At 65.4% G+C, this 24109-nt stretch carries 23 protein-coding genes; 21 read left to right on the top strand and 2 right to left on the bottom strand.

What is annotated here, in order from left to right; all coding sequences use genetic code 11:
* Positions 1–116 precede the first annotated feature (116 nt).
* Positions 117–461 carry a toxin-antitoxin system YwqK family antitoxin gene (locus tag QFZ30_RS20725; RefSeq protein WP_307079524.1) on the bottom strand — a complete coding sequence of 115 codons (345 nt, stop codon included), beginning with the start codon at positions 459–461 and terminating at the stop codon, positions 117–119.
* 69 nt (positions 462–530) lie between these two features.
* Here QFZ30_RS20725 and QFZ30_RS20730 point away from each other — a divergent pair, with 69 nt between their 5' ends.
* The 9 genes from QFZ30_RS20730 to QFZ30_RS20770 all read left to right on the top strand — a co-directional run bounded on the left by QFZ30_RS20730 (position 531) and on the right by QFZ30_RS20770 (position 10632).
* Positions 531–1304, top strand: a complete 774-nt coding sequence (locus tag QFZ30_RS20730; RefSeq protein ID WP_307079526.1) for a DeoR/GlpR family DNA-binding transcription regulator — start codon at positions 531–533, stop codon at positions 1302–1304.
* Complete coding sequence (locus QFZ30_RS20735) at positions 1301–2497, top strand: MFS transporter (protein WP_307079528.1); 1197 nt, start codon at positions 1301–1303, stop codon at positions 2495–2497. Before QFZ30_RS20730 ends, QFZ30_RS20735 begins: the two co-directional genes overlap by 4 nt.
* A gap of 97 nt (positions 2498–2594) precedes the next feature.
* Positions 2595–4091 carry a bifunctional phosphatase PAP2/diacylglycerol kinase family protein gene (locus tag QFZ30_RS20740; RefSeq protein WP_307079529.1) on the top strand — a complete coding sequence of 499 codons (1497 nt, stop codon included), beginning with the start codon at positions 2595–2597 and terminating at the stop codon, positions 4089–4091.
* A gap of 191 nt (positions 4092–4282) precedes the next feature.
* The gene (locus tag QFZ30_RS20745) at positions 4283–5233 is read left to right on the top strand and encodes an ABC transporter ATP-binding protein (protein WP_307079531.1); all 951 of its coding nucleotides are present in this window, start codon (positions 4283–4285) and stop codon (positions 5231–5233) included.
* A 5-nt stretch (positions 5234–5238) separates the two neighbouring features.
* The gene (locus tag QFZ30_RS20750) at positions 5239–6132 is read left to right on the top strand and encodes an ABC transporter permease (RefSeq protein ID WP_373462870.1); all 894 of its coding nucleotides are present in this window, start codon (positions 5239–5241) and stop codon (positions 6130–6132) included.
* 25 nt (positions 6133–6157) lie between these two features.
* Positions 6158–7546, top strand: coding sequence for a sensor histidine kinase (locus tag QFZ30_RS20755; protein WP_307079535.1), 1389 nt, complete (start codon positions 6158–6160; stop codon positions 7544–7546).
* Positions 7539–8231 carry a response regulator gene (locus QFZ30_RS20760; RefSeq protein ID WP_307079538.1) on the top strand — a complete coding sequence of 231 codons (693 nt, stop codon included), beginning with the start codon at positions 7539–7541 and terminating at the stop codon, positions 8229–8231. Before QFZ30_RS20755 ends, QFZ30_RS20760 begins: the two co-directional genes overlap by 8 nt.
* 80 nt (positions 8232–8311) lie before the next feature.
* A complete protein-coding gene (locus tag QFZ30_RS20765) occupies positions 8312–9241 on the top strand; it encodes an intradiol ring-cleavage dioxygenase (RefSeq protein WP_307079540.1) in 930 nt (309 codons plus the stop codon).
* 41 nt (positions 9242–9282) lie between these two features.
* Positions 9283–10632 (top strand): M18 family aminopeptidase, encoded by a 1350-nt coding sequence (locus QFZ30_RS20770; RefSeq protein WP_307079542.1) that lies wholly within the window; start codon positions 9283–9285, stop codon positions 10630–10632.
* A 36-nt stretch (positions 10633–10668) separates the two neighbouring features.
* On the opposite strand, the gene QFZ30_RS20775 is transcribed toward QFZ30_RS20770, so the two are convergent.
* On the bottom strand, positions 10669–11988 hold the full coding sequence (locus tag QFZ30_RS20775) for a CBM96 family carbohydrate-binding protein (RefSeq protein WP_307079544.1): 1320 nt from the start codon (positions 11986–11988) through the stop codon (positions 10669–10671).
* Between the two features lie 553 nt (positions 11989–12541).
* On the opposite strand from QFZ30_RS20775, the gene QFZ30_RS20780 reads away from it, so the two are divergent.
* The 12 genes from QFZ30_RS20780 to QFZ30_RS20835 all read left to right on the top strand — a co-directional run bounded on the left by QFZ30_RS20780 (position 12542) and on the right by QFZ30_RS20835 (position 24065).
* Positions 12542–13399 (top strand): glycosyltransferase family 2 protein, encoded by an 858-nt coding sequence (locus QFZ30_RS20780; protein WP_307079547.1) that lies wholly within the window; start codon positions 12542–12544, stop codon positions 13397–13399.
* A 1-nt stretch (position 13400) separates the two neighbouring features.
* Positions 13401–14399: a glycosyltransferase family 2 protein gene (locus tag QFZ30_RS20785; protein ID WP_307079551.1), complete on the top strand. Its 999-nt coding sequence runs from the start codon at positions 13401–13403 to the stop codon at positions 14397–14399.
* Positions 14396–16789 (top strand): CBM96 family carbohydrate-binding protein, encoded by a 2394-nt coding sequence (locus QFZ30_RS20790; RefSeq protein WP_307079552.1) that lies wholly within the window; start codon positions 14396–14398, stop codon positions 16787–16789. The genes QFZ30_RS20785 and QFZ30_RS20790 overlap by 4 nt, the downstream gene beginning before the upstream one ends.
* A 77-nt stretch (positions 16790–16866) precedes the next feature.
* A complete protein-coding gene (locus tag QFZ30_RS20795; protein WP_307079554.1) occupies positions 16867–17970 on the top strand; it encodes a hypothetical protein in 1104 nt (367 codons plus the stop codon).
* Positions 17971–17983: 13 nt separating this feature from the next.
* Positions 17984–18802 carry a glycosyltransferase gene (locus QFZ30_RS20800; RefSeq protein ID WP_307080407.1) on the top strand — a complete coding sequence of 273 codons (819 nt, stop codon included), beginning with the start codon at positions 17984–17986 and terminating at the stop codon, positions 18800–18802.
* A 178-nt stretch (positions 18803–18980) separates the two neighbouring features.
* Positions 18981–20075, top strand: a complete 1095-nt coding sequence (locus QFZ30_RS20805) for a polysaccharide biosynthesis protein (RefSeq protein WP_307080409.1) — start codon at positions 18981–18983, stop codon at positions 20073–20075.
* On the top strand, positions 20072–21862 hold the full coding sequence (locus QFZ30_RS20810) for a glycosyltransferase (protein WP_307079556.1): 1791 nt from the start codon (positions 20072–20074) through the stop codon (positions 21860–21862). The genes QFZ30_RS20805 and QFZ30_RS20810 overlap by 4 nt, the downstream gene beginning before the upstream one ends.
* A complete protein-coding gene (locus QFZ30_RS20815; RefSeq protein WP_307079558.1) occupies positions 21859–22197 on the top strand; it encodes a hypothetical protein in 339 nt (112 codons plus the stop codon). The genes QFZ30_RS20810 and QFZ30_RS20815 overlap by 4 nt, the downstream gene beginning before the upstream one ends.
* Complete coding sequence (locus tag QFZ30_RS20820; RefSeq protein ID WP_307079560.1) at positions 22194–22409, top strand: hypothetical protein; 216 nt, start codon at positions 22194–22196, stop codon at positions 22407–22409. Before QFZ30_RS20815 ends, QFZ30_RS20820 begins: the two co-directional genes overlap by 4 nt.
* Entirely contained in the window at positions 22355–22804 is a 450-nt protein-coding gene (locus QFZ30_RS20825; protein WP_307079561.1) for a hypothetical protein, read from the top strand. Before QFZ30_RS20820 ends, QFZ30_RS20825 begins: the two co-directional genes overlap by 55 nt.
* On the top strand, positions 22801–23016 hold the full coding sequence (locus QFZ30_RS20830) for a hypothetical protein (RefSeq protein WP_307079560.1): 216 nt from the start codon (positions 22801–22803) through the stop codon (positions 23014–23016). Before QFZ30_RS20825 ends, QFZ30_RS20830 begins: the two co-directional genes overlap by 4 nt.
* A complete protein-coding gene (locus QFZ30_RS20835; RefSeq protein WP_307079563.1) occupies positions 23013–24065 on the top strand; it encodes a hypothetical protein in 1053 nt (350 codons plus the stop codon). The genes QFZ30_RS20830 and QFZ30_RS20835 overlap by 4 nt, the downstream gene beginning before the upstream one ends.
* The last annotated feature ends 44 nt before the right edge of the window (positions 24066–24109 follow it).

The raw sequence follows: 24109 nt of genomic DNA on the forward strand, positions 1-24109 counted from the left end.
CTTCCTGCATCTTTTGCACAAACCCTCTCTCACTGGTGAGAGAGGGTTTGTGGTTTTGTCGCAGGAGGTGAGAGAGGGTCTGTGGTTTTGTCGCAGGAAGTGAGAGAGGGTTTGGGCTACTTGAAGGTCTTGCGCTTGGATTCCGAGCCGTCTGGCGCGTAGGTGACCCATTCGCCTAGTTTGCGCCCGGCATCGTAGGTTCCTTCGTCCATCAGTTCGCCGGTGCTGTGCCAGCGCTGCCAAATACCATGCTGTTGGCCGTCGCGGAAGGCACCTTTCTGCAGCAGTCCCCCGCCTTCGCGGTACCAGATGCAAAGTCCGTCCAGCTGGCCGTTCATGTACCCGGCCTCGGATTTGACCTGCCCGTTCCGGAAGTAGAAGGTCCAGTGCCCATGCCGTTCACCGTCCAGATAATCGCCGGTCCCGGATAGTCTGCCGTCCTTGAAGGATTCCTCAGCCATGGGCCCACCTTACCGCGGGAGAATGATCACATTCGTGATTAAGTGATCATCAATTGCTATCATGTGAGCATGAAGACTGACGAGCGCCACCGGTTGATCGGTGAGCTGCTGCGTGCACAGGGGGACGTGACCGTGGACGAGCTGACAGAGGTCTGCGACGCCTCGGGAGCAACGATCCGCCGTGACCTCGAAGTCCTCGCAGCGAACGGCGTGCTCCGCCGCGTCCATGGCGGTGCCAAGAGCCTCATTGTGCGTGGCGAGAATCCCGGCTACGGCCAACGGGAACTCGAGGACCAGGGCATCAAGGTGCGAATAGCAGCCGCCGTGGCGGGACTGCTGCGGGACCGGGAGCGCGTGTGGCTGGACAGCGGAACCACCGCCACCGAGATCGCACGGACACTGCGGGGCCGCGAACTGACACTGATGCCCATGTCCCTGCGCTCCCTCAATGCGGTGACTGCGGACGACCAGAATGTCGGTCAGCGTCCCGCTCTGCTCCTTCCCGGCGGTAGCGTGGTACCGGGCGAGCTGTGCTTCCGCGGGCCGCTGGCGGAAACCAACATCCGGTCCCTCCGCTTCGATACCGCGGTGGTCACGCCCTGCGCCTTGAACCTCAAAGACGGTCTGCTGGCCCACGACCTCGAAGATGCCGCGGTAAAGCGGGCCGGCCTCGAGTCAGCCGGGCGTGTCATCGTTGCGTGCGCCGGGCCCAAGTGGAATGCCAACGCTATGGCACTGGTGGCTGCCCTGGATTCAGTGGACGTCATCGTGACGGAAAAGAACCTCAGCGCGGACGAACTCGCACAACTCAACAAGCTCTCGGTGGAAGTAGTGAACGTATGAGCATCAACACGAGCACCAAGACCAGTCCGGCCATCAGGGCAGCAGCAGCCGCCACCTTCGTGGTCTTCGGAATCAATGGCCTCGTCTTCGCCAGCTGGGCGGCCCGGATCCCGGCCGTCACCGAAACCCTGCACGTGACATCGGGCCAGATGGGCACTCTCCTGCTGTGCACAGCTGTCGGATCGCTGCTGGCCCTTCCGACGGCGGGACTGGTGGTGGGCCGGATCGGGACCGCAAACACCGTACGGGCCAGTGGGCTGCTGGTCGCGTTGGCCGGCGCGGGTCTGGCACTGTCACTTTCGGGGGAATCCATTGCAGGAACGGCAGTCTGCCTGTTCTTCTTTGGAATCGGGATAGGGCTTTGGGATGTGGCCCAGAATATTGAAGGTGCCGACGTCGAACACCGGCTGAGGCGCACCGTCATGCCACAGTTTCACGCTGCCTTCAGCGGTGGTGCGTTCGTCGGTGCCCTGATCGGCGCGGGACTTTCGAACATCGGAGTCGGACTGCCTGTGCACTTGCTGGTCATCGCGGGTGTGGTGGCTTTGGTGACGCTGCTGACCCCCCGCTTCTTCCTTCCGCACGTCGCCGCGGCAGCCCCCTCTGACGGCGGGCCGAAGGAATCAAAGGGGCCTTCCGCCTGGCGTGACAGCCGCACCCTGCTGATCGGGGTGGTGGTCCTGGGTGCCACACTGACCGAGGGCGCAGGAAATGACTGGATCGCGAAGGCCTCAGTGGATGGGCTGCACACTTCCGAATCCACCGGCGCGCTCATGTTTGCCCTCTTTGTCCTCGCCATGACGGCCATGCGCTTCTTCGGTGGCCGCGTGATCGACGCCTACGGCCGCGTAGTGGTTCTCCGCGCCAGCATGGCCGCGGCGGCCGCCGGTTTGTGCCTCTTTGTGCTCGCTGGAAACGTGTGGCTGGCAGCAGTGGGGGCCGCCCTCTGGGGTGTGGGTGCCGCGTTGGCCTTCCCCATGGGAATGTCTGCGGCGGCCGACGATCCGCAACACGCTGCTGCGCGGGTTTCGGTTGTATCCACTTTGGGGTACATCTCCTTCCTTGCTGGCCCGCCTCTGCTGGGTTACCTAGGGGACATCACCGGAATTCATCTCGCACTGCTGGCCATCCTCGCTCCGATTGTGCTCGCCCTTGTGCTGGCGGGGGCGGCCAAGCCTCTCCGCTCCAAATAGAGGGCCGCCTGGGTCAAGCTTTCCCGCCGGAAGGCAGCCACAATCCGACTGCCACAGGAGGCGGAAATGAACCAAACTCCGGCGGTAGGGTGGGGAGATGCACAGGATGTGGCGCAAGGGCCCGGGATGGATCGCACGCTTTGACCGGTATCTGCTTCGCCGCGTTTCGGGATTTCCCGGAGGAAACCATGACACGTTCTTCCGCCGGCTCTCCGCGTCGGCCAACCACGGCAAGCTGTGGATGGGCGCGGCAGCTGTGATGGCCGCTTTTCCAGGCAAGCCCCGACGGGCCGCAGTGCACGGCCTGATCGCACAGGCCGTGGCATCCGCTGTGACCAACGTCGGGTTCAAGACGCTGCTGCCCCGCACCCGGCCCCTGCCCGAGCATCTGCCGGTCTTCCGCTTCGTCCACCCGCAGCCCACCAGTTCGTCCATGCCGTCAGGACACTCGGCATCGGCCATTGCATTCGCGGTAGGTGCCGGCATGGTCAAACCATCCGTTGGCCTCGCCCTGGCCCCGGTGGCGTTGGGCGTTGCCTATTCTCGGGTGCATACGGGCGCCCACTGGCCGTCGGACGTCCTGTTTGGCTCCGCCATCGGCGCCGGGGCCGCGCTGATCACCCGCAAGTGGTGGCCGGTGCGCCCGCCGTTTCCCGCCACCGCCCGCAGCTGGACCTCGGCGCCGGAACTCCCGGACGGCGAGGGCCTTAGCGTTGTGGTGAACACCCTGGGTGGATCCTTCACCAAAGAGACCGCAGCTGCCCTGCAGGAAGTATTCCCTAGGGCGCATATAAACACTGTTGAGGCCGGTGAGGACCTGGTTGATAAAATTCGGACCACTGCAGGCCTTCCTGGTACGCGCGCATTGGGCGTCTGGGGCGGCGACGGGACGGTGGGCACCGCAGCCGCTGCCGCCGTCGAACGTTCTCTTCCCTTGCTGGTCCTTCCGGGAGGCACTCTCAACCACTTTGCGCGTGATGCTGGAACGGGGAGCCTCAAGGAGGCGGTAGCTGCTGCCAATCGGGGCGAGGCCGCCCTTGCCGATGTGGGGGTGGTGTCCGTGGAACGCGGTCTGGCGGGAAATCCCGAGACGGTCGAACTCCTCATGCTGAACACTGCGAGCATTGGGCTGTACCCCAACCTGGTGCGGCGCCGTGAGAAGCTTCGGCCTGCGCTGGGCAAACCGCTGGCCGGGGTGGTGGCCATGTTCCGGACCTTCACGGCGGGAACGCCCACCACACTGATTGTGGACGGCGTGAGGCATAAGCTTTGGATCGCCTACGTAGGCCGGGGCCGGTACTTCCCCAGAGACCACGCCCCCCTGGTTCGCCCGGTCCTTGACGACGGAGTGCTGGACGTGCGGATGATCACTGCCGACGAATCCTTCGCCCGGCTGCGCCTGCTGTGGTCCGTCCTGACGGGCACTGTGGCCACGTCCCGGATCACCCACCTGAGGGAGGTTACCGGCATCCGCGTCGAATCAGACGGCTCGCCCATGGTTTTGGCAGTGGACGGCGAGGCCCTTGCCGGCGTGCGCAGTGTCGAGTTCCGCGTGGATCGGCACGCTCTCATGTACTACTCGCCGCGGCCGTGAGCGACCGGCAGCCCAAGGGACCCGTGCCGCAGCCCAGGCTGGGGCCGGTCATCCATGCGGACTACCCTGGTTCAACCCTGAATCATCCCTGAGACCGGCGAAATCGGCACGGTGCGTCGGTAGCGTTGAGGATGCACATCAAACTTCCCCGCATCCCGCAGCACCACGCTGCTGTTCTAAGGAACATTCCCATGATCGAGGCAAAAGGCCTGACCAAGGTTTACGGCGGCAAGACCGCTGTTGACGGCGTCGGCTTCACCGTCCAGGCAGGGCAGGTTACGGGCTTCTTGGGCCCCAACGGCGCCGGCAAATCAACCACCATGCGCATGATCATGGGATTGGACCGGCCGACGTCGGGCACGGTCACCGTGAACGGGCTCCACTACGCGGAGCACAAGGCGCCCCTGCACGAGGTTGGCGCACTGCTGGACGCTAAAGCCGTTCACACTGGCCGCAGCGCGTACAACCACCTGCTGGCCATGGCGGCCACGCACAGCATCCCGAAAACCCGGGTGCACGAGGTCATCGAGATGACCGGCCTGGACGCCGTGGCAAAGAAGAAGGCCGGCGGGTTTTCGCTCGGTATGGGGCAGCGGCTGGGCATCGCCGCGGCGCTGCTCGGTGATCCGCAGACACTCATCCTGGACGAGCCGGTCAATGGCCTGGATCCGGAAGGCGTGCTGTGGGTCCGCAACCTGGTCCGCTACCTGGCCAACCAGGGCAAGACCATTTTCCTGTCCTCGCACCTGATGAGCGAGATGGCCCAGACGGCCGACCACCTGATCGTTATCGGCCGTGGCCGGATCATTGCCGACGCACCGGTCCAGCAGATCATCGCCGGCACGCGCCAGGCAAAGACCCTGGTCCGCAGTTCCGCAGCCTCGCAGCTCTCTGCCTTGCTTGCAGGGAACGGCGTGAAGGTGGACCAGAGCGAAACGGAGACCCTGGAAGTGACGGGGATGGATTCACGGCAGATCGCCCAGGTTGCGCTGGACAACGGCGTCCTGGTCTACGAGCTCACACCACAACTCTCGTCGCTTGAGGACGCCTATTTCGATCTCACGAAGGATGAGGTGGAGTACCACTCGCATCTGGCTGGCGGACCCGCCGACGCATACGCCACGGCAACGGCAGGAAAGTAAGGACGATGACCACCATGACTGAAACCCGAACCACCGCCCGTTCCACCGCAGGGTCCCGCGGCGTGAGCTTCACCGGCGTCTTGCGGTCCGAATGGATCAAGCTCTGGTCCCTGATGTCCACCCGAATCCTGCTGGTGCTGACCCTCGCGGCCATCATCGGAGTGGGTGCCCTCGCGGTCCTCATCAGATTCTCCTACCTGGACAGCGTGGCGCGTACCGCGCGGGACCAGGGCCAGACCATGACGCCGGAAATGATGGAGCAGACCTTCCCGCCGGGATCAGGCTTTGACCTCTATAACCTGCCCAATGCGGGCCTGCAGATCGGCATCCTGGTACTGGGTTCCCTGGCCGTCCTGTTCATCTCCTCCGAATACGCCACGGGGATGATCCGCTCCACCATGAACGCCGTCCCTAAGCGCACCCCGGCCTTTCTGGCCAAGGCCATCCTGCTTGCCGTTATCTCCTACGTCATCACCACCGTTGCCGCCGTGGCCACATTCCTCATTGCCATGCCCGTGTTCCAGGGCCTGGGCTTTGACCTTGACTGGTCCACAGACGGCGTCCTGTACAGCGTCTTCACGGGCGGCCTGTACGTGGCCGGTGTGGCCCTGATCGGCCTGTCACTCGGAGCGCTGCTGCGGAACTCCGCGGGCGGCATCACGGTGCTGGTGGGGCTGTTCTTTGTCCTGTCCATTGCCGCCAGCTTCATGACCCTCATTCCCGGCGACTTCTGGAAGCACGTGCCGCAGTACATCCCCAGCGAAGCCGGCGGACGCTTCCTGTCCATTGGCCACGTCGACGGCATCATCGATCCATGGCACGGCGGCCTTATTTTCCTGGGCTACGTGCTGCTGTTCCTGGTTCCGGCCATGATCGTGCTGAAGAAACGCGACGTCTAGCATCCGCAGCGCCTAGGCTCAGAACATGACGCATGCCGTACCCGTAAAGGACGCGCCGGCCGGACAGGCCGACGCGTCCTTTGACGAAATCACGGCCAAGCGCCGCGGGCTGCTCCGACGCTACCTGTACCAGCATCCACGGGTGATGGACGGGGTTGTGGCATTGAGCTATTCGCTGCTGGTCGCCCCCACGGCGGTGGACGCCATCGTGTCAGGTGGCTGGCTCACGGCTGCCCTGCTCATGGCAGTAGCCGGTTCAATGTTCTTCCGGCGCTCCCACGCCGTGGCGCTGGTGGCCTTCGTGGCAGTGGTGGAAGTGGCGGTGACCCTCCTGCACCCTTGGGGTTCCAACGTTTCCGCCGGGCTGTGGTTCTCGCTGTACGCCGTGGCAGTAGTGCACACACGACGGTTCGCGCTCATCACCCTTGCGGTTGCCACGGCGCCGGTTGCCCTGCTCTACCTGCTGGCTGCCGTCGGGCCGATGCAGACCTCGTTTGTCCATGACGGGAGCCCGAATCCCGGGGATTTCCACCTTCTGACCAGCATCGCCACCGGTGCCACGATTGCGCTGTCCAACGTTATCGCCACCGGCATCGGCATCTCGGTCAGGCAGCGGCGCGGACATGAACAGGAAATCGCCGCCTGGGCGGCCCGGACGGCCAGCCTCGCATCCGTCAACGAACGGACCCGGATCGCCCGCGAAATGCACGACGTCGTTGCCCACTCGCTGACAGTGATGATCAGTTTGTCGGACGGCGCCGCCGTGGTGGTCAGGAAGAGCCCGGAGCGCGCCGGAGAGGTGCTCGGTGAGCTCTCCCGCACGGGCCGGACCGCGCTGGCGGACATGCGGCGGGTGTTGGGGGTGCTCCGGGACGACGCCGAAGGTACAGCACCGCGGCAGCCGCTGGCGTCCGGGGACAGCTTTGCCAAGTTGTTGGAAGGCTTCCGCACCGCGGGCCTTCCCCTGCATTATTCGCACACAGGCCCGGCACTGCCCCAGGACGCAGCCTTCCAGCTCACGGTCTACCGGATTGTGCAGGAATCGCTCACGAATGTGCTCCGCTACGGCCGTTCCCTCAGCCGGGTGGACGTGAACATTGTCCGCGCCGCGTCTACCGTCACCATTGAGGTGCTCGACGACGGCACAGGGTCTGTGGGGCAAGGCACCTTTGAGGCTGGCGGACCGGGGTCCGGACAGGTCCTGGGGCCGGGACCGGCTTTGGGTTCCGGACAGGGGCTGGCGGGGATGGCGGAGCGGGCGCGGATCTACTCGGGAACGGTGGAAGCCGGCCGGCATGGCCACGGCTGGCGGGTCCGGGCCGTGCTTACATGGCCTGGAGATGACCAGCCCGGGATACTCGAATACCGGGAGTACAAAGAATCCATCAAACAACTGGGGGCAAGGCATGACTGAGACGCAAGAGATCACCGTCCTGCTGGTGGATGACCAGCCGCTGCTCCGAATGGGCTTCCGGCTCATCCTTGAAGGTGAGGATGACCTCCGGATCGTCGGCGAGGCTTCCGACGGCGCAGAGGCCGTGCGGCTGGTCCGCGAACTCAACCCCGACGTGGTGTTGATGGACGTCCGGATGCCCGTGCTGGACGGCATTGAGGCAACCCGTGCCATCACCGGCTCCGGATCCGGCGTAAGGATCATCATCCTGACCACCTTCGATGTGGATGAGTACGCCTTTGCCGGGCTGCAGGCCGGCGCCTCCGCGTTTCTGTTGAAGGACGTGGCACCGTCAGAGCTGATCAGCGCCGTCCGCGTGGTGGCCAGCGGGGACGCGGTAGTGGCCCCGCGGGTCACGCAACGGCTGCTGGAAACCTACGTTCGCGGAGCAAAGCAGCCCGCCCAGGCAGCCGCACAGAGGGATCCGCTGCTTGAGGACCTGACGCCGCGCGAAACAGAGATGCTGGAAGCCATGGCCGAAGGACTGTCCAACGGCGAGATCGCACACCGGTATTTCCTCTCCGAAGCCACGGTGAAGACCCACGTCCGCAGGATCCTGACCAAACTCCACCTGCGCGACCGCGTCCAGGCTGTGGTGTACGCCTATGAGACAGGCCTGGTGGTCCCGAGCAACCCCGACTACTGACTGCTGGCGGAGTGCTTACGCACAGCTGAGTCACAGGAATGCCCTATGCACGGCATAGGGCTGACGGGTTCTATGGATCTATGACCACTTCACACACTCCCAAAGATCCCCGCACGTCCATTGATCAGGACGGCCACAAGCCCCATCCCAACCACGACCGAGGACTTGAGTTCGATCTGTCCACGCTGATGAGCCGCCGGTCGTTGGGGATGTTCTTTGGCGCCGGGGGCGCCGCCGTGGCACTGGCCGCCTGCACTCCCGGCGGGTCCACCTCCACACCCAGCACCCCGGCGTCGACCGCCACAGGTACCGCAAGCGCCACGACGTCGGCCACCTCGTCCGCGACCGCGACCCCCACGCTGACCCGGGCGATCGCGGAGTGTGGTGTGGAAATCCCGGAGGAAACGGCAGGGCCGTACCCCGGCGACGGCTCGAACGGTCCCAACGTCCTGGAGGCCTCCGGGGTGGTGCGGCAGGACATCACGTCCAGCTTCGGGACCTCAACCACCAAAGCGGAGGGTGTCCCGCTGACCTTCACGCTCACGCTCCTGGACAACGCCAACGGCTGCGTTCCCCTGGCCGGTGCTGCCGTGTACGCCTGGCATTGCGACAAGGACGGGAAATACTCCATGTACGATTCCGGCCTCGAAAACGAAAACTTCCTCCGCGGCGTCCAGGAAGCCGACGCGAACGGCCAGGTCACCTTTACCTCAATCTTCCCGGGCGCCTACCTGGGCCGTTGGCCGCACATCCATTTTGAAGTGTTCGAGTCCATGAGCTATGCCACCTCCGCGGGGCAGGTGTTGGCGGTCTCCCAGATAGCCCTGACCGACGCGGCGTGCAAGGAGGTCTATGCCATGGCTGGCTATGAGTCCAGCGCCCGGAACTTTCCCCGCACCACGCTGCAGTCGGACAACGTGTTCGGGGATGACGGCGGCATCTACCAGCTCGCCACGATGACCGGATCGGCCTCTGCCGGGTACACGGCGGGGCTGAACGTCACCATCTAAGGGCCGGTGAGGGGCATCCGCCCGGCGTTAGACTCAAGACCATGCCTTCACCTTCCACCGCCGCTGACCACATCCAGGACCTTGGCGCGTATGTCAGCGCATCGCCGTCGAGCTTTCACGCTGTCCACGAAGCCGCACGGCGGCTCAAACAGGCCGGTTTCACCGGCCTGGACGAGCTTGAACCCTGGGACGGCGGTACCGGCAATTTCTACCTGGTCCGGGACGGTGCGCTCATCGCATGGGTGGTACCGGACGGGGCAGGCCCGACCACCGGGTTCAACATCCTGGGCTCGCACACCGATTCGCCGTCGTTCAAGCTAAAGCCCAAGCCCACCATCGGCGCCCATGGCTGGCTGCAGGCCGGCGTCGAGGTTTATGGCGGTCCGTTGCTGAACTCCTGGCTGGACCGGGAGCTTGAGCTCGCCGGAAGGCTGGTCATGCTGGACGGCACCCAGCACCTCACGGCTACCGGGCCCCTGCTCCGGTTCCCGCAGCTGGCCATCCACCTGGACCGTGCCGCGAACGACGGCCTCACCCTGGACAAGCAGCGCCACATGAACCCGGTGTGGGGGCTCGGGAACCCGGCTGACGTTGATCTGCTGGGGATGCTGGCCAGGCACGTGTCCGGCGGCGCCGCGGTGAAGGCTGCGGAGATCGGCGGGTACGACGTCGTGATGGCAGATACGCAGGCTCCTGCGGTTTTCGGGGCCAACGGTGAGTTCTTCGCCTCCGGACGCCTGGATAACCTTTCCGCCACGCACGCCGGGCTGGTAGCGCTGATCGCGCACGCGTCGTCGTCCGCGGGCGCTGGCGGCCCTTCCGGCCGTGCGTCAGAAGGCAATGCCCCGATCGCTGTCCTGGCTGCGTTTGACCACGAGGAAATCGGCTCCAACTCCCGGTCGGGTGCGTGCGGGCCCATCCTCGAGGACGTGCTGGTGCGCATCTCCGACGGCCTGGGTGCCACAGTGAGCCAGCGGCGGCAGGCGATGGCGGCGTCGTTCTGTGTGTCCGCTGATGCCGGCCACGCCGTCCACCCCAATTACGCGGAACGGCACGACCCCACCAACCACCCGATGCTCAATGGCGGCCCGCTGCTGAAGATCAATGCCAATCAGCGCTACGCCACGGACGCCAACGGCGCGGCCTTCTGGGCCCGGCTCTGTGCCGAGGCTGGGGTGCCGTACCAGGAATTCGTTTCCAACAACGTGATGCCTTGTGGCTCCACTATCGGCCCGCTCACCGCGACGAGGCTTGGAATCCGGACCGTGGACGTAGGCGTGCCGCTGCTGTCCATGCACTCCGCCCGCGAACTCTGCGGCGTGGAAGATCCGCACCGGCTGGCCACGGTCACGGAGTTGTTCTTCCGGACCGCGGCCAGGGCGTCTGCGTAGCCGGCTTTCGTCCGGCAGTCGGGTCAGGGTGTAGGTCTAGGCCGTTCCAGCTGCCGCATACACGCGAACCCAATCCACTCGCATCTCGCCGGCGCCGTTAGCAGTGCTGTCTGGGAACCAATCCAGTTGTAGCGTCTGGTGCATCGGACCGGGAGGCTGGTGCGCCGGCTCTGTGGTCTCGAACCACTTCACGCCGTCAATGTAGCCGACGATCCCGGCTGGAGACCAGTCCACTGCGTAGTTGTGGAACTGTGAAACGTCCAGGGTCCTTGACTCGGACACCTGACGGTTTTCACATGAGTAGTGGTGGAAGAACGTGATGGCGTTCCAGTCACCAGTCGTCTCCGCGTAGTCAACTTCGCCGTCACACGGCCAATTCTCACTATCCGGCCACAGGATGGACACCATATGGTACTCATTATCACCAGACCCGGCCGCACGGACTTCCCACCGGCCGTACTTCTGGTTTGCAAACTTCGCGCCCATTCCAGCGGTCGTGCCATCCGGTGTTCCAGTCATGACCATTTTGGAACCGTCCACGGTAACCTGCTGTGGACTCCGGATACCCTTGCCCGCGTGCCCGGCGCTATTGTAAACAATCCACTTCGTGGCATCCGGCGCACCTGTGTAATTGAACTCGTCGCCAGTTACACGCGCGCCCCAACCATGGACTACCGCCGCCTCGGTAGGGGTTACCGTGTCAGGCGCGGTCGTCACGACCAGCCGTGGACGCAGGGACGAAGATTCCTTTGACTTGAACCCAATCCACTTCTGCGCGTTGCTTTCGAGCTTGAAGTTCTGCTCGCCACCCTTTGCGCTAACGCCCTTAGTAACATCCCATTCAACCCAAGAGCCGGTAGCGAACCCGCCAGTCTTCCCCAGCCACGTCCCGCGTGCTGGTGCGTTGTTCCAGGTAACTCCCCGCTCGGTCCAGCCGCCAGACGTAGTGAAAACATCCACGAACTCAGTGGAAGTTGTGGATGCCTCCGAATATGCCCGCAGTTTAGCCGAAACAACATGTTCGCCAGCGGGAACTTGAACATTGAACCGTAGTAGTGCGTTCCGCCAGATGTTCGCCCGGCCCTCTGTAGACAAACGGACGCTAGCCCCAAAGTTGGTAGTCGCCTTGTCCGCCTGTACGTAGGCGTCCATGGTCGGCGAGATCGTCGTTGCGGCGCTTGCCGTTGTCGGAGTAATGATGGCGAACGCAACCACAATCGATGATGCAACCGCTACGCATTTACGCCAGAACATCAGCCCGCCCCTATCGAAGGTTAAAAATCTTGTTGGACCCGTTGTCCATGCGGTTGCTACATCGCCGCCATTGGGAACAATCGGGGGGTCGTGCCGGTCCACCCCATGTCTCCATGCCGGCGGCCCAAGCACCGCTGGAATTACTGAGCAGACTTGTAGCGTCGATTGTGGCGAGGACGAGGGCCTTACGAAGCCAGCGGACGTAGCTTTCATATTCATCGCTGTTTCTACTGGGGATTTAGAGTATCGGGCTGGGGTTAAGCAAGCGTCGACCCAGAAACAACGACGGCTGAATGCCAGATATGCCAAAGAGTAGGCCAGAGACAAAGAGTGTGCAACAGGACCCCTATACCTATTTCCCTGGAATGCGCGAAACCCCCTATGCCCAAGTAATGGATTGAGCGATAACCCCTAAGCCTAAGTATTGGACTGCACCATAACCCCGGTACTTACGTATAGCGAGTGGATCTTGCCGGGAAAAGCGAGTACCGGCTACTCGTGACACCCCTTGGGGCGGGTCATAGGCTCTACGACACGGGCAGAGTCAATGGCTAAGAGCTGGGGCCACAGACCAGACCATGACCGAATAAGCGCTAGTGTCGCGCCTTCATAAGCGCGACGTCGTCTGATATTCCGTAATTGTCATGAAGTGGTGATGCATTTGTCTATTTCCACCCAGCTTCCAATTTCCTTCTCCGAGCCGACCATCTCGTCACCGAGGGCGTCAGTAAGTGTGGTTATTCCGACCTTAAATGAGGCAATGAATCTCCCTTGGGTCCTTCGCCGCATGCCCTCGTACGTGGACGAGGTTGTCATCGTAGATGGGCGCTCCCATGATCACACCGTCGACGTTGCCCGGGCACTCCGCGTCGACGTCGTTGTAGTGGACGAGCGACGCAAGGGAAAAGGTGTCGCCGTACGTGCGGGATTCGCCGCAGCCTCGGGTGACATCATCGTCATGCTGGACGCGGACGGAAGCATGGACCCCCAGGAAATCGGCTGGTTTGTCTCCCCGCTCCAGCATGACTACGACTTCGTCAAGGGCTCACGTTACGTCACCGGGGGCGGATCCGAGGATCTGACCTGGTTGCGGAACGCCGGCAACCGGGCGCTGACAGGGTTGGCCAACACCGTGTTGCGCAGTGACTACTCCGACCTTTGCTACGGATACATAGCGTTCCGCAGGGAATGCCTGGAGGTTCTGGAACTCGAATCGAATGGCTTTGAAATCGAGACGGAGCTGATTGTTCGGGCAGCCAGGGCGGGCCTCCGCATCGCCGAGGTACCGAGCATTGAGCTTGACCGCATATCCGGAGCCTCGAATCTGCAGACGTTCCGTGACGGGTGGCGGGTACTGCGAACGCTTGCACGGGAATGCACCCTCTGGGAGGCGCCCACTGCCGGAGCCCGTCCCGAGGCTCTCCGGCGAGTGAAGTATGCCTATGCAAACGTCAGGTTTCCGCGGACACCTACGGATCCGCAGAGCCTCCTGGCGTTGGTGGAAGGGCATTAGCATGTTCATTGCCAGTGAGCCCCCAACTGTTTCGGTGGTCATTTGCTGCTACACCATGGAGCGCTGGGACCGGTTGTTGGACGTTATTGACTCAGTTCGAGCCCAAACGCTGGTCCCCCAAGAGGTCATTGTTGTGATTGACCATAATGAGGACCTGTATGAGCGTCTCCTCTCCATCGTGGATGACGTGACACTGGTAAAGAGCAGGGGGCCAGTGGGACTTTCCGGAGCGCGAAACACCGGGGTGGACACTGCCAGTTCCGATGTCTTAGCGTTCCTGGACGACGACGCCGAAGCTGCACCGGAATGGCTCGAACGGCTGGTGGCATTTTATGACGACCCCGACGTGCTGGCCGTGGGCGGGCGCGTTGAACCGGTGTGGGAAAACGGCCGCCCAGGCTACTTCGGCGAAGAGCTCGACTGGATCGTGGGGTGCAGCCACCGCGGCCTGCCCAGGGTGGCGTCCGAAGTCCGGAACGTCATTGGCGCAAACATGTCCTTTCGTCTTGCAGTCCTCCGCCAAGTGGGCGGCTTCAACCTCGCGCTTGGCCGCCAAGGCTCAAAACCCTTGGGCTGCGAAGAGACCGAAATCTGCATTCGTTCCAGGATAGGCGCCCCCGGGTCACGGATCGTCTATGAGCCGGCGGCCCTGGTTCGCCACCACGTGCCCGCCCACCGGGGAACACTCCGCTACATGCTGGCGCGGTCCTGGTCCGAAGGAATTTCCAAGGCGCAGGTCAGTCAGGTGGTGGGCCGCAAACGGGCGCTGGGACCGGAACGCCGGTATGTAAAAAGTGTGCTGCCACGGGCTGTCCTGGCCGGAATACGCGACTGGAGCACTGGAAGAAACCGCCGAGGACTGGGCCGTGCAGGGTCCGTTCTCGCTGTATTGGCCTTCACGTCCGCCGGCTACGTGCGCGGGCGTCGGCTCGCTCACGTCTCCACCACGCAGCTGAGCAGGACAGTTTCCCAGGGTGCACCCTGGAGGGAAGTCCAGTGAGTGAACGCGTGAATGAGCTGCTCCCGTCCGCCGACGGCGCGGCCCTTGAGCTGCAAAATCACACCGGATCAACAAAGAACGGAAACGTCATGCCAACTTACAATGAACGGGCCCGGTTGCTGGTGCGCGAGGGGACAGCTGTGCGCGGTTTCGTCGATCTAGCGACCCCCGGCGGGATGCTCGAACGCAGGGTGCGCAGGACTTCCTGGCTAGGCCTAAGGCGGGAAGGTGATCGCTCGGCTGGCCTTCGTCTATGCGGGTCGCTGAATCTGCGGCCCCACGCACTGCTGGCGGCACTGCTGACAGCGCTGCTGCTTGCGGTGGGTGTTGTGGTGGTGCCTGCGGCTTCCGCTGCTCCGGGCGATGTTGGGGTTGAGGGTCCGTCGCATTCGGGGACGGGGACGCCGACGGGTACGAAGCGGGCGACGAGTGGGTTGTGGTTCAACGACGGGGCCTGGTGGGGGAACCTGTGGGACACTGCCAGCTCAGATTTCCATATCTTCCGCTTCAATGCTGCGACGAGCTCGTGGGTCGATACGCGTGTGGCGACGGACACGCGGTCGAACACGCATCATGACGTGCTGTGGGACGGGACTACGTTGTATGTGGCGAGCTATCGGTTCGTCAACGATGGTGTGCCGGCTGAGCCGAACTACCCGACGACGATGCGGCGTTACAGCTACGACTCGGGTACAAAGACGTACAAGCTGCTGGGTTCTGCCAATATCAACAACCACCGCGTTGAGACCCTGACCTTCGATAAGGACTCGACTGGTCGGCTGTGGGCCACGTGGCAGCAGGGGAACAAGATCTACTTGAACGCCACTAATGTCTCGACTACTGGCCCTGATGACGTGACGTGGGGGACGCCGTTCCTGCATCCTTCGTCGTTGAGCAACGTGTCTGTGGACGACACGTCGGCTCTGATCGCGTTCAACGGGAAGATGGGTGTGATGTGGAGCCGGCAGGTCGGTGACGCCACTGACGGCATGTACTGGAGCTACCACGTCGATGGAGCGTCGAACACCGCCTGGACCACTCCTGTGGCGGCGGTGAAGGGGCAGCGCAGCGGTGATGACCATATGAACTTGAAGTGGCTGGACTCCTCGAGTGACAAGGTTTTCGCCGCCATTAAGACGTCGTTCACGTCGGCGTCTCAGCCGCTGATCCAGCTGTTGGCATTGAATGTTGCGACATCGACATGGTCGGCGCACACGATCGCGACTGTGGCGGAGTGCCCGAACCGCGTGATCGTCATGATTGATGAGAGCACGCAAAGGCTGCGTACCTTCGCTTCCTATCCGAAGCCGAGTGGCACGACGAACGCTGGTACCTGCACCAGCTCGGGGGGTGCCATCTACGAGAAGTCCACGCCGCTGGGCGCCATCAGCTTCACCACCACCAAGACGGCTCGTATCGTGGACGCCGACCAGTATGTCCACAACGTGACGTCGACGAAGCAGAACCTCAACAGTGCGACGCGGGGCACGGCCAACAGCGGTCTGCTGGTGCTCGCCGATGTGAACGCCACAAGCCGGTACTGGCACTTTTACGAGGCCAACGGCGCTGTTGATAGGACGGCTCCGACGGTGACGGGTACGTCGCCGGCTGCTACGTCTCCGGCTGCGACTGGTGTTGCGGTGACGGCGAATGTGACGGGGACGTTTTCGGAAGCGATGAATACCTCGACGGTCACGCCCAGCACGTTCACGTTGAAGGCGGGGGCGACGACGGTGCCGGCCGCTGTGTCGTACAACACCACAACCAGGGTTGCGACCTTGAACCCGAGTGCGAATCTGGCGGCGGGAACGACGTACACGGCGACGATCACGGTTGGGGTGAAGGATGTTGCCGGTAACGCGTTGGCGGCGCCCAAGACGTGGAACTTCACCACGGCTGCTGCGGGCACGTCGGAGACCGTCACTCTCACGGCCACCGCTGACACCTATGTTTCCAGCGGGGCGACGGGGACGAACTTTGGCACGAGTGTCATGGTGGGTGTGGACAACAGCCCGGCGGAGGTCACGTACTTGAAGTTCGACCTGTCGGCGTATGCGGGCAGGACGCTGCAGAGTGCGACGTTGCAGCTGCGCAGCGCCGGGAGTGGGTCAACGGGTACGCAGAACATCAAGGTCGCGGGTGACAGCTGGACCGAGGGCGGGATCACGTACAGCAACCGTCCGGCGCTCGGCACCAGCATCGGCACGCTCGGCCCAACAACGACCAACACCAACTACAACGTTCCGCTGACGGTCAGCGGCCTGACCGGTGAGCTCGGCCAACAGCTCTCACTGGGCATGGACGCCAACAGCAGCGACGGCCTGGACCTCAACTCCAAGGAGGCCGGCAGCACGCTCGCACCCAAGCTCATCCTCACGATGACGAAGTAGGCGGACACCGTCGACACGGCCGACACCGTCCACACCAGCAACACCATCCGACCGACACTACCCAGACAGGGGAGACCATGCACACCAGGCAGACCAAGACTAAGGCCGAGGCATTGCATTTCGATATCCACGGCCGCGTGAGGATCCGTGTTGACGCGAAGGCGCCGGCGGCGAAGCAGCTTCAGAGCATGTTGGCGTGTTTCGCCACCGATACCGAAGGGCCGGCGGACATCGTTGTTGATGACGGGCCGGAGTCGATGCCGGATGCGGGTTTGCTTGAGCATGAGCTTGCGTATACGGGGACCAGCGTGCGTTTCCAGGCTGATCGGGTCCAGGTGGTGAGGGACGCGGAGCAGTGGCGTATTCACGGGCCGGGGGAGTTGTTGACTTCCGTGGTCCCTGTTCTTGATGCCGCTATGGTCGGTCGGGGAGCCGCCATGTTCCACGCGGCTACGATGGCGTACCGGGGTCACGCGATTGCGCTTCCGGCCGCCGGGGGGACCGGTAAGACGAGTACCGCCGCGAAGCTGATGCGGCGCGAGGGGTGGTCGTTCATGGGTGATGACTGGGCTTTCCTGGCCGAGGACGCCACGCTGCTTGGTTACGCGAAGCCGATGTTCATTAAGCCGCATCACCGGGCCATCTACCCGCACCTGTTCGAGGGTGTCCGGAAGCCCCTTGTCCCGTCGGGGCTTTCGGGGAGTGTCGGCCGTCTGACCACGGTGGTGCATCCGTTCGTCATCCGTTATCCGCGGCTCGCGGACTTCTCCCGGCGATGGTCGCCGGAGCACCGCATGGTCGAGGCGGGGACGGCGTTCCCGGGGCGGGAAGTGACGACGTCGGCCCCGCTCGCGGCTGCCGTCTATATCGAGCGTTTCGAGGGCGCCCGGTCCCGGATCGTGGAGCGGTCGAGCGATTGGATGGTTGACCGGATGATCGGGAACTTCCACATCGAGATGGCGGGTTTCTCGCAGCGGGTCGTGACTGGCTTGGCGGCCACGTCCGTGGTCCCGTGGCGGGAGCACTTCGGGGCGAAGGGGGTCGTGCTGAGCAAGGCGCTCGACGGACGTCCCTGCCACCTGTTGCAGGTGCCTTCCGCGTATTCGGCGGACGAGGCCTCGGACGATATCGTCCGGTATCTCGAGGAGCTGCTGCCGTCGGTCCTGGACGAGGAGGCCTGAGGTGCCGGACACAGTGGGTCACAGCCCTGCCGAGGTTACCGCGGTCGTTCCGGCCCGCAACGCGGAGCACATGCTCCCACGCTGTCTGGAGGCGCTGCGTCAGTCCGGTGTCGCCGAGATCATCGTGGTGGACGGATGCTCCACCGACCGCACTGTCGACCTCGCCCTCGCGGCCGGTGCCCGGGTCCTGAGTGACGAGGGCCGCGGCCTGCCATGGGCTCGCACGCTCGGTGTGCGGAGCAGCAGCACCCGTTGGGTCGTGCTCGTCGACTCCGACGTCGTGTTCGGGCCCACGGGGGTTGCCGACCTGCTCACGGAGCTGGTCGAGGGCGGCCACGACGCCCTCCAGGCCGGTCTGGAGAGTGTCGCTGGACCGGGCTACTGGGGGCAGGCGCTGGCACATCACCATCGCACCGGCCGCAGCCGCAACTGGTTCGGGCTCGTAGCGACGGTCATCGACCGAGACTTGATGCTGGGCGTGGGCTTCGATGACTCGTTCAAGTCGGGGGAGGACATCGAGCTGCGTTGGCGGATGCGGGAGTCAGGGCTGCGAACGGCGGTGTCGCGCCGGGTCGTTGTCGAACATCGTTTCGCCGCAGATGACTTCGACTTCGCGCTGGACCAGTTCCTGATGGACGGAACGGGATTGGGGCGGATGGTCCGCAAGCACGGCTGGCGTGGTGCGAGGTTGGCACTGCTGCCCGCTGCCGCGGCAGTCCGGGGCAGCGCGTTGAGCCTGGCTGCGGGCCAGCCTCGGTGGCTGCGCTACTACATCGCGTTCTGCTGGTATAACTATGCCGGCCTGGCGAAGGGGTTGCGTCGTGAGCGCTGACCAGGGGATCACTGTCAGGGACGCTCCGACCGTGCGGCATTCCGCGTTGCGCAGTTCGCTCGGCCTCGTCGTGGGCAAGGCCGCCCAGACGGGCGCGGGTTTCGCTTTCTGGGTCGTGGCCGCGCGCGCGACGTCCGACCGTGAGGTCGGGCTTACCATGGCCGCGGTCGCGGCGGTGATGATCTGCACGCAGCTCGCGGTGCTGGGCGCCGGGTCGGCCGTGATCCTCTCGGTGGGGCGGGGGGAGCCGCCCGCGCGGGTGCTGGACGCGGCGTTCGCCATCGTGGGGGTCGCCGGCACCGTGCTGGCCCTGGGCTACCTCGTACTGCACTCGGCCGTGGCGCCGGACACGGCCTCGGCATCGGTTCTCTTCTGGCTCACGTTCCTCGTTGCTGCCGTCACCGGCACTCTGGTCATCGTGCTGGACCAGGCGCTCGTGGCGTTGGGACGCGGTTCCAGCGCGAGCTTGAGGTACGCGTTGGGCGGCGGCGTCGCACTCGGGGCTGCCGCGCTCGTGGCCTGGCAGGCGCACGGCGCCTCCGCCGACGTGCTGATGGCCTGCTGGACCCTCGGGACGACTGTGGCGTGCGTTGTCGGTGCGGTCCAGCTGCGCAGACTGGTCGGCTACCGGCCGCGGCCGTCCTTGCGCTCGTCGCGCGGCCGTCCAGTGCTGGCGGTGGGCATCCCGTACCAGCTCCTCACCCTCACCGAGCGCGCCCCGGGGCTGGTGCTGCCGCTCCTGCTCGCGCACATGGTGGCGCCGGAGGCAGCTGCCTACTGGTATCCCGCCTGGATGATGGCCTGGGCCGCCTACTCCGCTCCGATGCTGATGGGCATCGTCCAATTCTCCGAGGGTGTCCGCGACCCGGGCCGCCTGGTGTCGACCACGTGGGCGAGTCTTCGTTGGTCGCTCGCCGTAGGAGGTCTGGCTGCCGCCGTCCTCGTCCTCCTCGCTCATCCGCTGCTCAGTCTGCTGGGGGAGCGGTACGCCGACACGTCCGCCGGTGCTCTGCGGTGGTTGGCGGCCGGACTGGTGCCGTACGCGGTGCTGCAGGCCTACAACGCCGTGTGCCGCGCCCGCGGTGCCTACGTGGAGGCGATCGTGGTCGGCGCGACGCTGGGAGTCGCCCTCTGCGCCTCAGCGCTGTGGGCCGCCGACAGGGGCCCCAGCGACATGGCCCTTGCGTGGCTGGTGGTGCTCTCCATCGGGGCCGCGGCGGTCGGACTCCGGCTGGTCGTCGTCCTCCGGCGCGTCAAGCAGGACGCGCGATGAAACGGGAGATGACCGGCACGCTCGAGGCGACCAGCCGGACCGAGGGACGCTGGAAGGCCCGTGATGTGTGGTGTGCTCTGGCGGGCGTCGTGTCGCTGGGGCTTGCGGTGGGGGCCGCTTCCACGGTGGCGGTGCCCGTGGACAGCGACCTGGGGCTCGTCGCTGTGCTGCCCTACCCGTTTTGGGTGGGGCTCCTGCTTCTGAACGTCGCCTTCGTTGTGGCGCTGCGGGGGGATGCCGCGGGCCCGGCGCGCCGCCCGGTCATGGTGTGGCTCGTTGTGGTGCTCGTGCTCGTGCTCTTCGGGACCGCTGCCTTCGTGACGGGCGTACCGCGGGGTGAGGTCGCGTTCCGTCATCTCGGTATTGCCGACGCCCTCTCGGGCAGTCAGGGGATCGACCCGGACATCGATGCGTACTTCAACTGGCCGGGTTTCTTCGCGCTCCTGGCGACGGTGTTCCGGGCGACCGGTCTGGACCCGGTGGCTGTTGCCTTGTGGGCGCCGGTGCTCAACATGGGTCTGTGGCTCGCTGCCCTGGGCGTGCTGACGCGCTATTTGACGAGCGATCCGCGACGGCTCTGGCTTGTGCTCTGGGTCTTCTGTCTTGGCAACTGGCAGGACCAGGACTACCTGTCTCCCCAGGCCTTCGGCTTCTTCCTGTACCTTGTCGTGATCGCGCTGCTCGTGGGCCCGTTGGCCGCGCGGGCCCCCGGGTTCCGCGGCTTCCGAGACGTCGACCTGACGGCGTGGTGGCGAGGGCGGTCGCCCGCCGAGCCCCGGCCGGGGCACCGGGTGAGCGCCCTCGTGGTGACGCTCTTGCTCGTCACGGTCATCTGCGCGAGCCATCAGCTGACGCCGTTCATGGTACTCATCGCCATCACCGCTCTGACGCTGAGCGGACGTGTCTGGCCCAGCCGGCTGCCTCTGATCACCGCAGTGGTGCTGACGCTGTGGCTCGTCTACCCCGCGAGTGCATACCTCATCGGGAATCCACCCCTGGCCGAAGCAGGACTGCAGGCCGCGACCGAGGCGAACGTCATCGACCGCCTGACCGGGACCGCCGGGCACGTGCTCGTGGTGCAGGGCCGGATCGTTCTGACCCTCGTGCTGTGGGCACTCGCCGCGGTCGGGGCGGTGCGCGACTGGCGCAGAGGACGCCTCGACATCCGGGTGGTCCTCCTCGCCGTCGCTCCACTGCTGCTCTTCCCCGCGCAGTTGTACGGCGGGGAGATGCTCATCCGCATCTCGCTGTTCGCGCTGCCCTTCATCGCCTTGCAGGCGTGCTCGGTCCTGCTTCCCACGGACGGCAGCACACGCCCCTCCTGGCGCGCCGCGGGGAGCCTTGCGCTCACCTGCTTCCTGCTGGCCGTGCTGACCGTGACGGGCCGGTTCGGGAACGCCCAGTATGACGTCTTCACCGACGCTGAGATCGCGGCCGTCGCCGCCGCGCAGGATCTCGCGCCCCCCGGCTCGGTGATGATCTCGGCTGCCTACCCGACGCCGTGGCGCAGCGAGGCCTACCTCGAACACCGGTACCGGACGATCGACTACATGTGCCGGTCCGACTTGTCGACGGCGACGTGTGGCCCACTCGTCTACGACTACGCCCGGGACAACCCTGCCGGTGCCGTCGTGCTGCTCACGCGCTCGTCGGAGGCGAGTCTGGTGCTCCAGGGCACCAGCAGCGCGCCAGGCTTCGCCGAGCTGGAGGAGTGGCTGAGCACGCAGGACGGCGTGGAGCTCGCGTTCAGCAACGACGACGCACGCGTGTACCGGGTGACGCCATGAGCGGCGGAGTCAGCCGGCTCACCGTGGCGCTCGGTCTCGCGGCCGTCGCGCTGTCGCTGGTGACGCTCATCGGGCTGCCGACACCGCTGCAGGCCGTCGCCGCGACAGCGGTCCTGGTCCTGCTCCCGGGGCAGGCACTGGCCCGACTCACGCAGGTGAGCGACCTCGCGCTCGGCGCGCTGCTCGTCCTGGCGCTCGGCCTCGCCGCGCTCACGGCGGTGTCCACGGCAATGTTCTACCTCGCCGTGTGGTCCTGGCAGGGCTGCGTGGTCACGATGGCCGTCATCACCGTCCTCGCGTGCACGGCACGCGCACGGCAGGAGGCCACGTCATGATCAACCTCATGATCGACCTGGCCGGACTGCTCGCGGCTGCCGCGCTGCTCATCACCCTCATCGCGCTCGAGGTCCGACGCGCCGGACCAGACACCGGACAGTCCACACGCCCGAGGCTCCTCGGCCGAACAGTGAGCCCCAGGGTCGTCGCCGTCATGTGGACGACGTACCTGCTCCTCTTCCTCCCACGCGTGCTGGGACTGCTCACGTGAACCGCCCCACGCGGTGGCGGCTCCACAGCAACCCGCGTGTACCGGGTGACGCCATGAGCGGAGGCGGCGTCAGCCGGCTCACCGTGGCGCTCGGTCTCGCGGCCGTCGCGCTGTCGCTGGTGACGCTCGTCGGGCTGCCGACACCGCTGCAGGCCGTCGCCGCGACAGCGGTCCTGGTCCTGCTCCCGGGGCAGGCACTGGCCCGACTCACGCAGGTGAGCGACCTCGCGCTCGGCGCGCTGCTCGTCCTGGCGCTCGGCCTCGCCGCGCTCACGGCGGTGTCCACGGCAATGTTCTACCTCGCCGTGTGGTCCTGGCAGGGCTGCGTGGTCACGATGGCCGTCATCACCGTCCTCGCGTGCACGGCACGCGCACGGCAGGAGGCCACGTCATGATCAACCTCATGATCGACCTGGCCGGACTGCTCGCGGCTGCCGCGCTGCTCATCACCCTCATCGCGCTCGAGGTCCGACGCGCCGGACCAGACACCGGACAGTCCACACGCCCGAGGCTCCTCGGCCGAACAGTGAGCCCCAGGGTCGTCGCCGTCATGTGGACGACGTATCTGCTCCTCTTCCTTCCACGCGTGTTGGGACTGCTCACGTGAACCGCCCCGCGCGGTGGCGGCTCCTCAGTGACCTCCACCTGGGCGTGTCCGACGACGACCCCCGCCGCCCCGGCAAAATGCTGCCCGAGTTCCTGCACCACCAGGTGCTCGAAGCGTCTGGTCCGCAGCAGCACGTTGTCTTCGTCGGTGACACGTTCGAGTTGGCCGGGTTCGCCGAGGACGAGAGCCTGACCCGCCTCGAGTCCATCCTCGCCCGCCACCGCGAGACGTTCCAAACGCTGAGGGCGTGTGCGGCGCGCGGCGTGCAGTTGCACTTCGTGTGCGGCAACCATGACGTGGAGCTGGCCCGGCCCTCCGTCGCCGCCCGCCTGTCATCGCTGCTGTCACCCGTCGAGCCCGGGCAGATCCGGGTGCATCCGTGGTTCCTGCACGTGCCCCACGTACTCGTGGCCGAGCACGGGCACCAGCACCACGCGCCGCACCGGATCCCCGAGCTGCTGCGCACCGCGGTCAGCGGTACCGACGAGCTGGACCTGCCACCGCTCGCCGCCTGGCACGCCCAGCCGTCGAGCTCGCGCCTGAGCCGTGCCGGGGCCGTTGCCCGGGCCTGCCTGGCGTCTGAACGGGCGGAACGCCGCGTCCGGGAGCTCGCGTACGGCGAGCTGTTGCAGGCCGAGTCGTTGCGGCTGGAGCTCGACCCGGCGGCCGTTCGGGATCTGGCGCGCCTGTCCCGGTTCCGGACGGTGTCGGCGCTCCCGCGCACCGCCACCCGCATGGTGCTCGCGGCCGCCGGGCGCAGCATCGCCAGCGAGGAAGCTCCTGCTGCTGCGGGCCGGGTCGCACGTACCCTCGAAGCGCACGGTTCCGGGGTGGCCTGGTACGTCTCGGGCCACACCCACCGGGCCCTCGAATCGGCGCTCGAGGCGTGCCCCACCCGGTACGTTAACACCGGCACGTGGTGTTCGGACGTCCGCGGTCGCGGACCTGACCAGTCGGACCGTCGGGCGTTCCCATACGCCGTGGTCGACGTCGCCCGTGACGGCAACACCAGCGGCGGGCTGAGGTACTGGCGTCCGGACGGTGGCTGAACCGTACCGGTGTCACCGCACCGGCCGGGGCGGGCTGCACGTGC

Source organism: Arthrobacter pascens, assembly GCF_030815585.1.
GTDB lineage: Bacteria > Actinomycetota > Actinomycetes > Actinomycetales > Micrococcaceae > Arthrobacter > Arthrobacter pascens_A.

Bases quoted from the DNA above. Each gene is read 5' to 3' on its own strand.
- QFZ30_RS20725 (WP_307079524.1), bottom strand. From the start codon at position 461: ATGGCTGAGGAATCCTTCAAGGACGGCAGACTATCCGGGACCGGCGAT.
- QFZ30_RS20795 (WP_307079554.1), top strand. From the start codon at position 16,867: ATGCACACCAGGCAGACCAAGACTAAGGCCGAGGCATTGCATTTCGAT.
- QFZ30_RS20815 (WP_307079558.1), top strand. From the start codon at position 21,859: ATGAGCGGCGGAGTCAGCCGGCTCACCGTGGCGCTCGGTCTCGCGGCC.
- QFZ30_RS20820 (WP_307079560.1), top strand. From the start codon at position 22,194: ATGATCAACCTCATGATCGACCTGGCCGGACTGCTCGCGGCTGCCGCG.
- QFZ30_RS20780 (WP_307079547.1), top strand. From the start codon at position 12,542: ATGCATTTGTCTATTTCCACCCAGCTTCCAATTTCCTTCTCCGAGCCG.
- QFZ30_RS20730 (WP_307079526.1), top strand. From the start codon at position 531: ATGAAGACTGACGAGCGCCACCGGTTGATCGGTGAGCTGCTGCGTGCA.
- QFZ30_RS20810 (WP_307079556.1), top strand. From the start codon at position 20,072: ATGAAACGGGAGATGACCGGCACGCTCGAGGCGACCAGCCGGACCGAG.
- QFZ30_RS20750 (WP_373462870.1), top strand. From the start codon at position 5,239: ATGACCACCATGACTGAAACCCGAACCACCGCCCGTTCCACCGCAGGG.
- QFZ30_RS20785 (WP_307079551.1), top strand. From the start codon at position 13,401: ATGTTCATTGCCAGTGAGCCCCCAACTGTTTCGGTGGTCATTTGCTGC.
- QFZ30_RS20740 (WP_307079529.1), top strand. From the start codon at position 2,595: ATGCACAGGATGTGGCGCAAGGGCCCGGGATGGATCGCACGCTTTGAC.
- QFZ30_RS20830 (WP_307079560.1), top strand. From the start codon at position 22,801: ATGATCAACCTCATGATCGACCTGGCCGGACTGCTCGCGGCTGCCGCG.
- QFZ30_RS20735 (WP_307079528.1), top strand. From the start codon at position 1,301: ATGAGCATCAACACGAGCACCAAGACCAGTCCGGCCATCAGGGCAGCA.
- QFZ30_RS20805 (WP_307080409.1), top strand. From the start codon at position 18,981: ATGATCTGCACGCAGCTCGCGGTGCTGGGCGCCGGGTCGGCCGTGATC.
- QFZ30_RS20745 (WP_307079531.1), top strand. From the start codon at position 4,283: ATGATCGAGGCAAAAGGCCTGACCAAGGTTTACGGCGGCAAGACCGCT.
- QFZ30_RS20755 (WP_307079535.1), top strand. From the start codon at position 6,158: ATGACGCATGCCGTACCCGTAAAGGACGCGCCGGCCGGACAGGCCGAC.
- QFZ30_RS20770 (WP_307079542.1), top strand. From the start codon at position 9,283: ATGCCTTCACCTTCCACCGCCGCTGACCACATCCAGGACCTTGGCGCG.
- QFZ30_RS20765 (WP_307079540.1), top strand. From the start codon at position 8,312: ATGACCACTTCACACACTCCCAAAGATCCCCGCACGTCCATTGATCAG.
- QFZ30_RS20760 (WP_307079538.1), top strand. From the start codon at position 7,539: ATGACTGAGACGCAAGAGATCACCGTCCTGCTGGTGGATGACCAGCCG.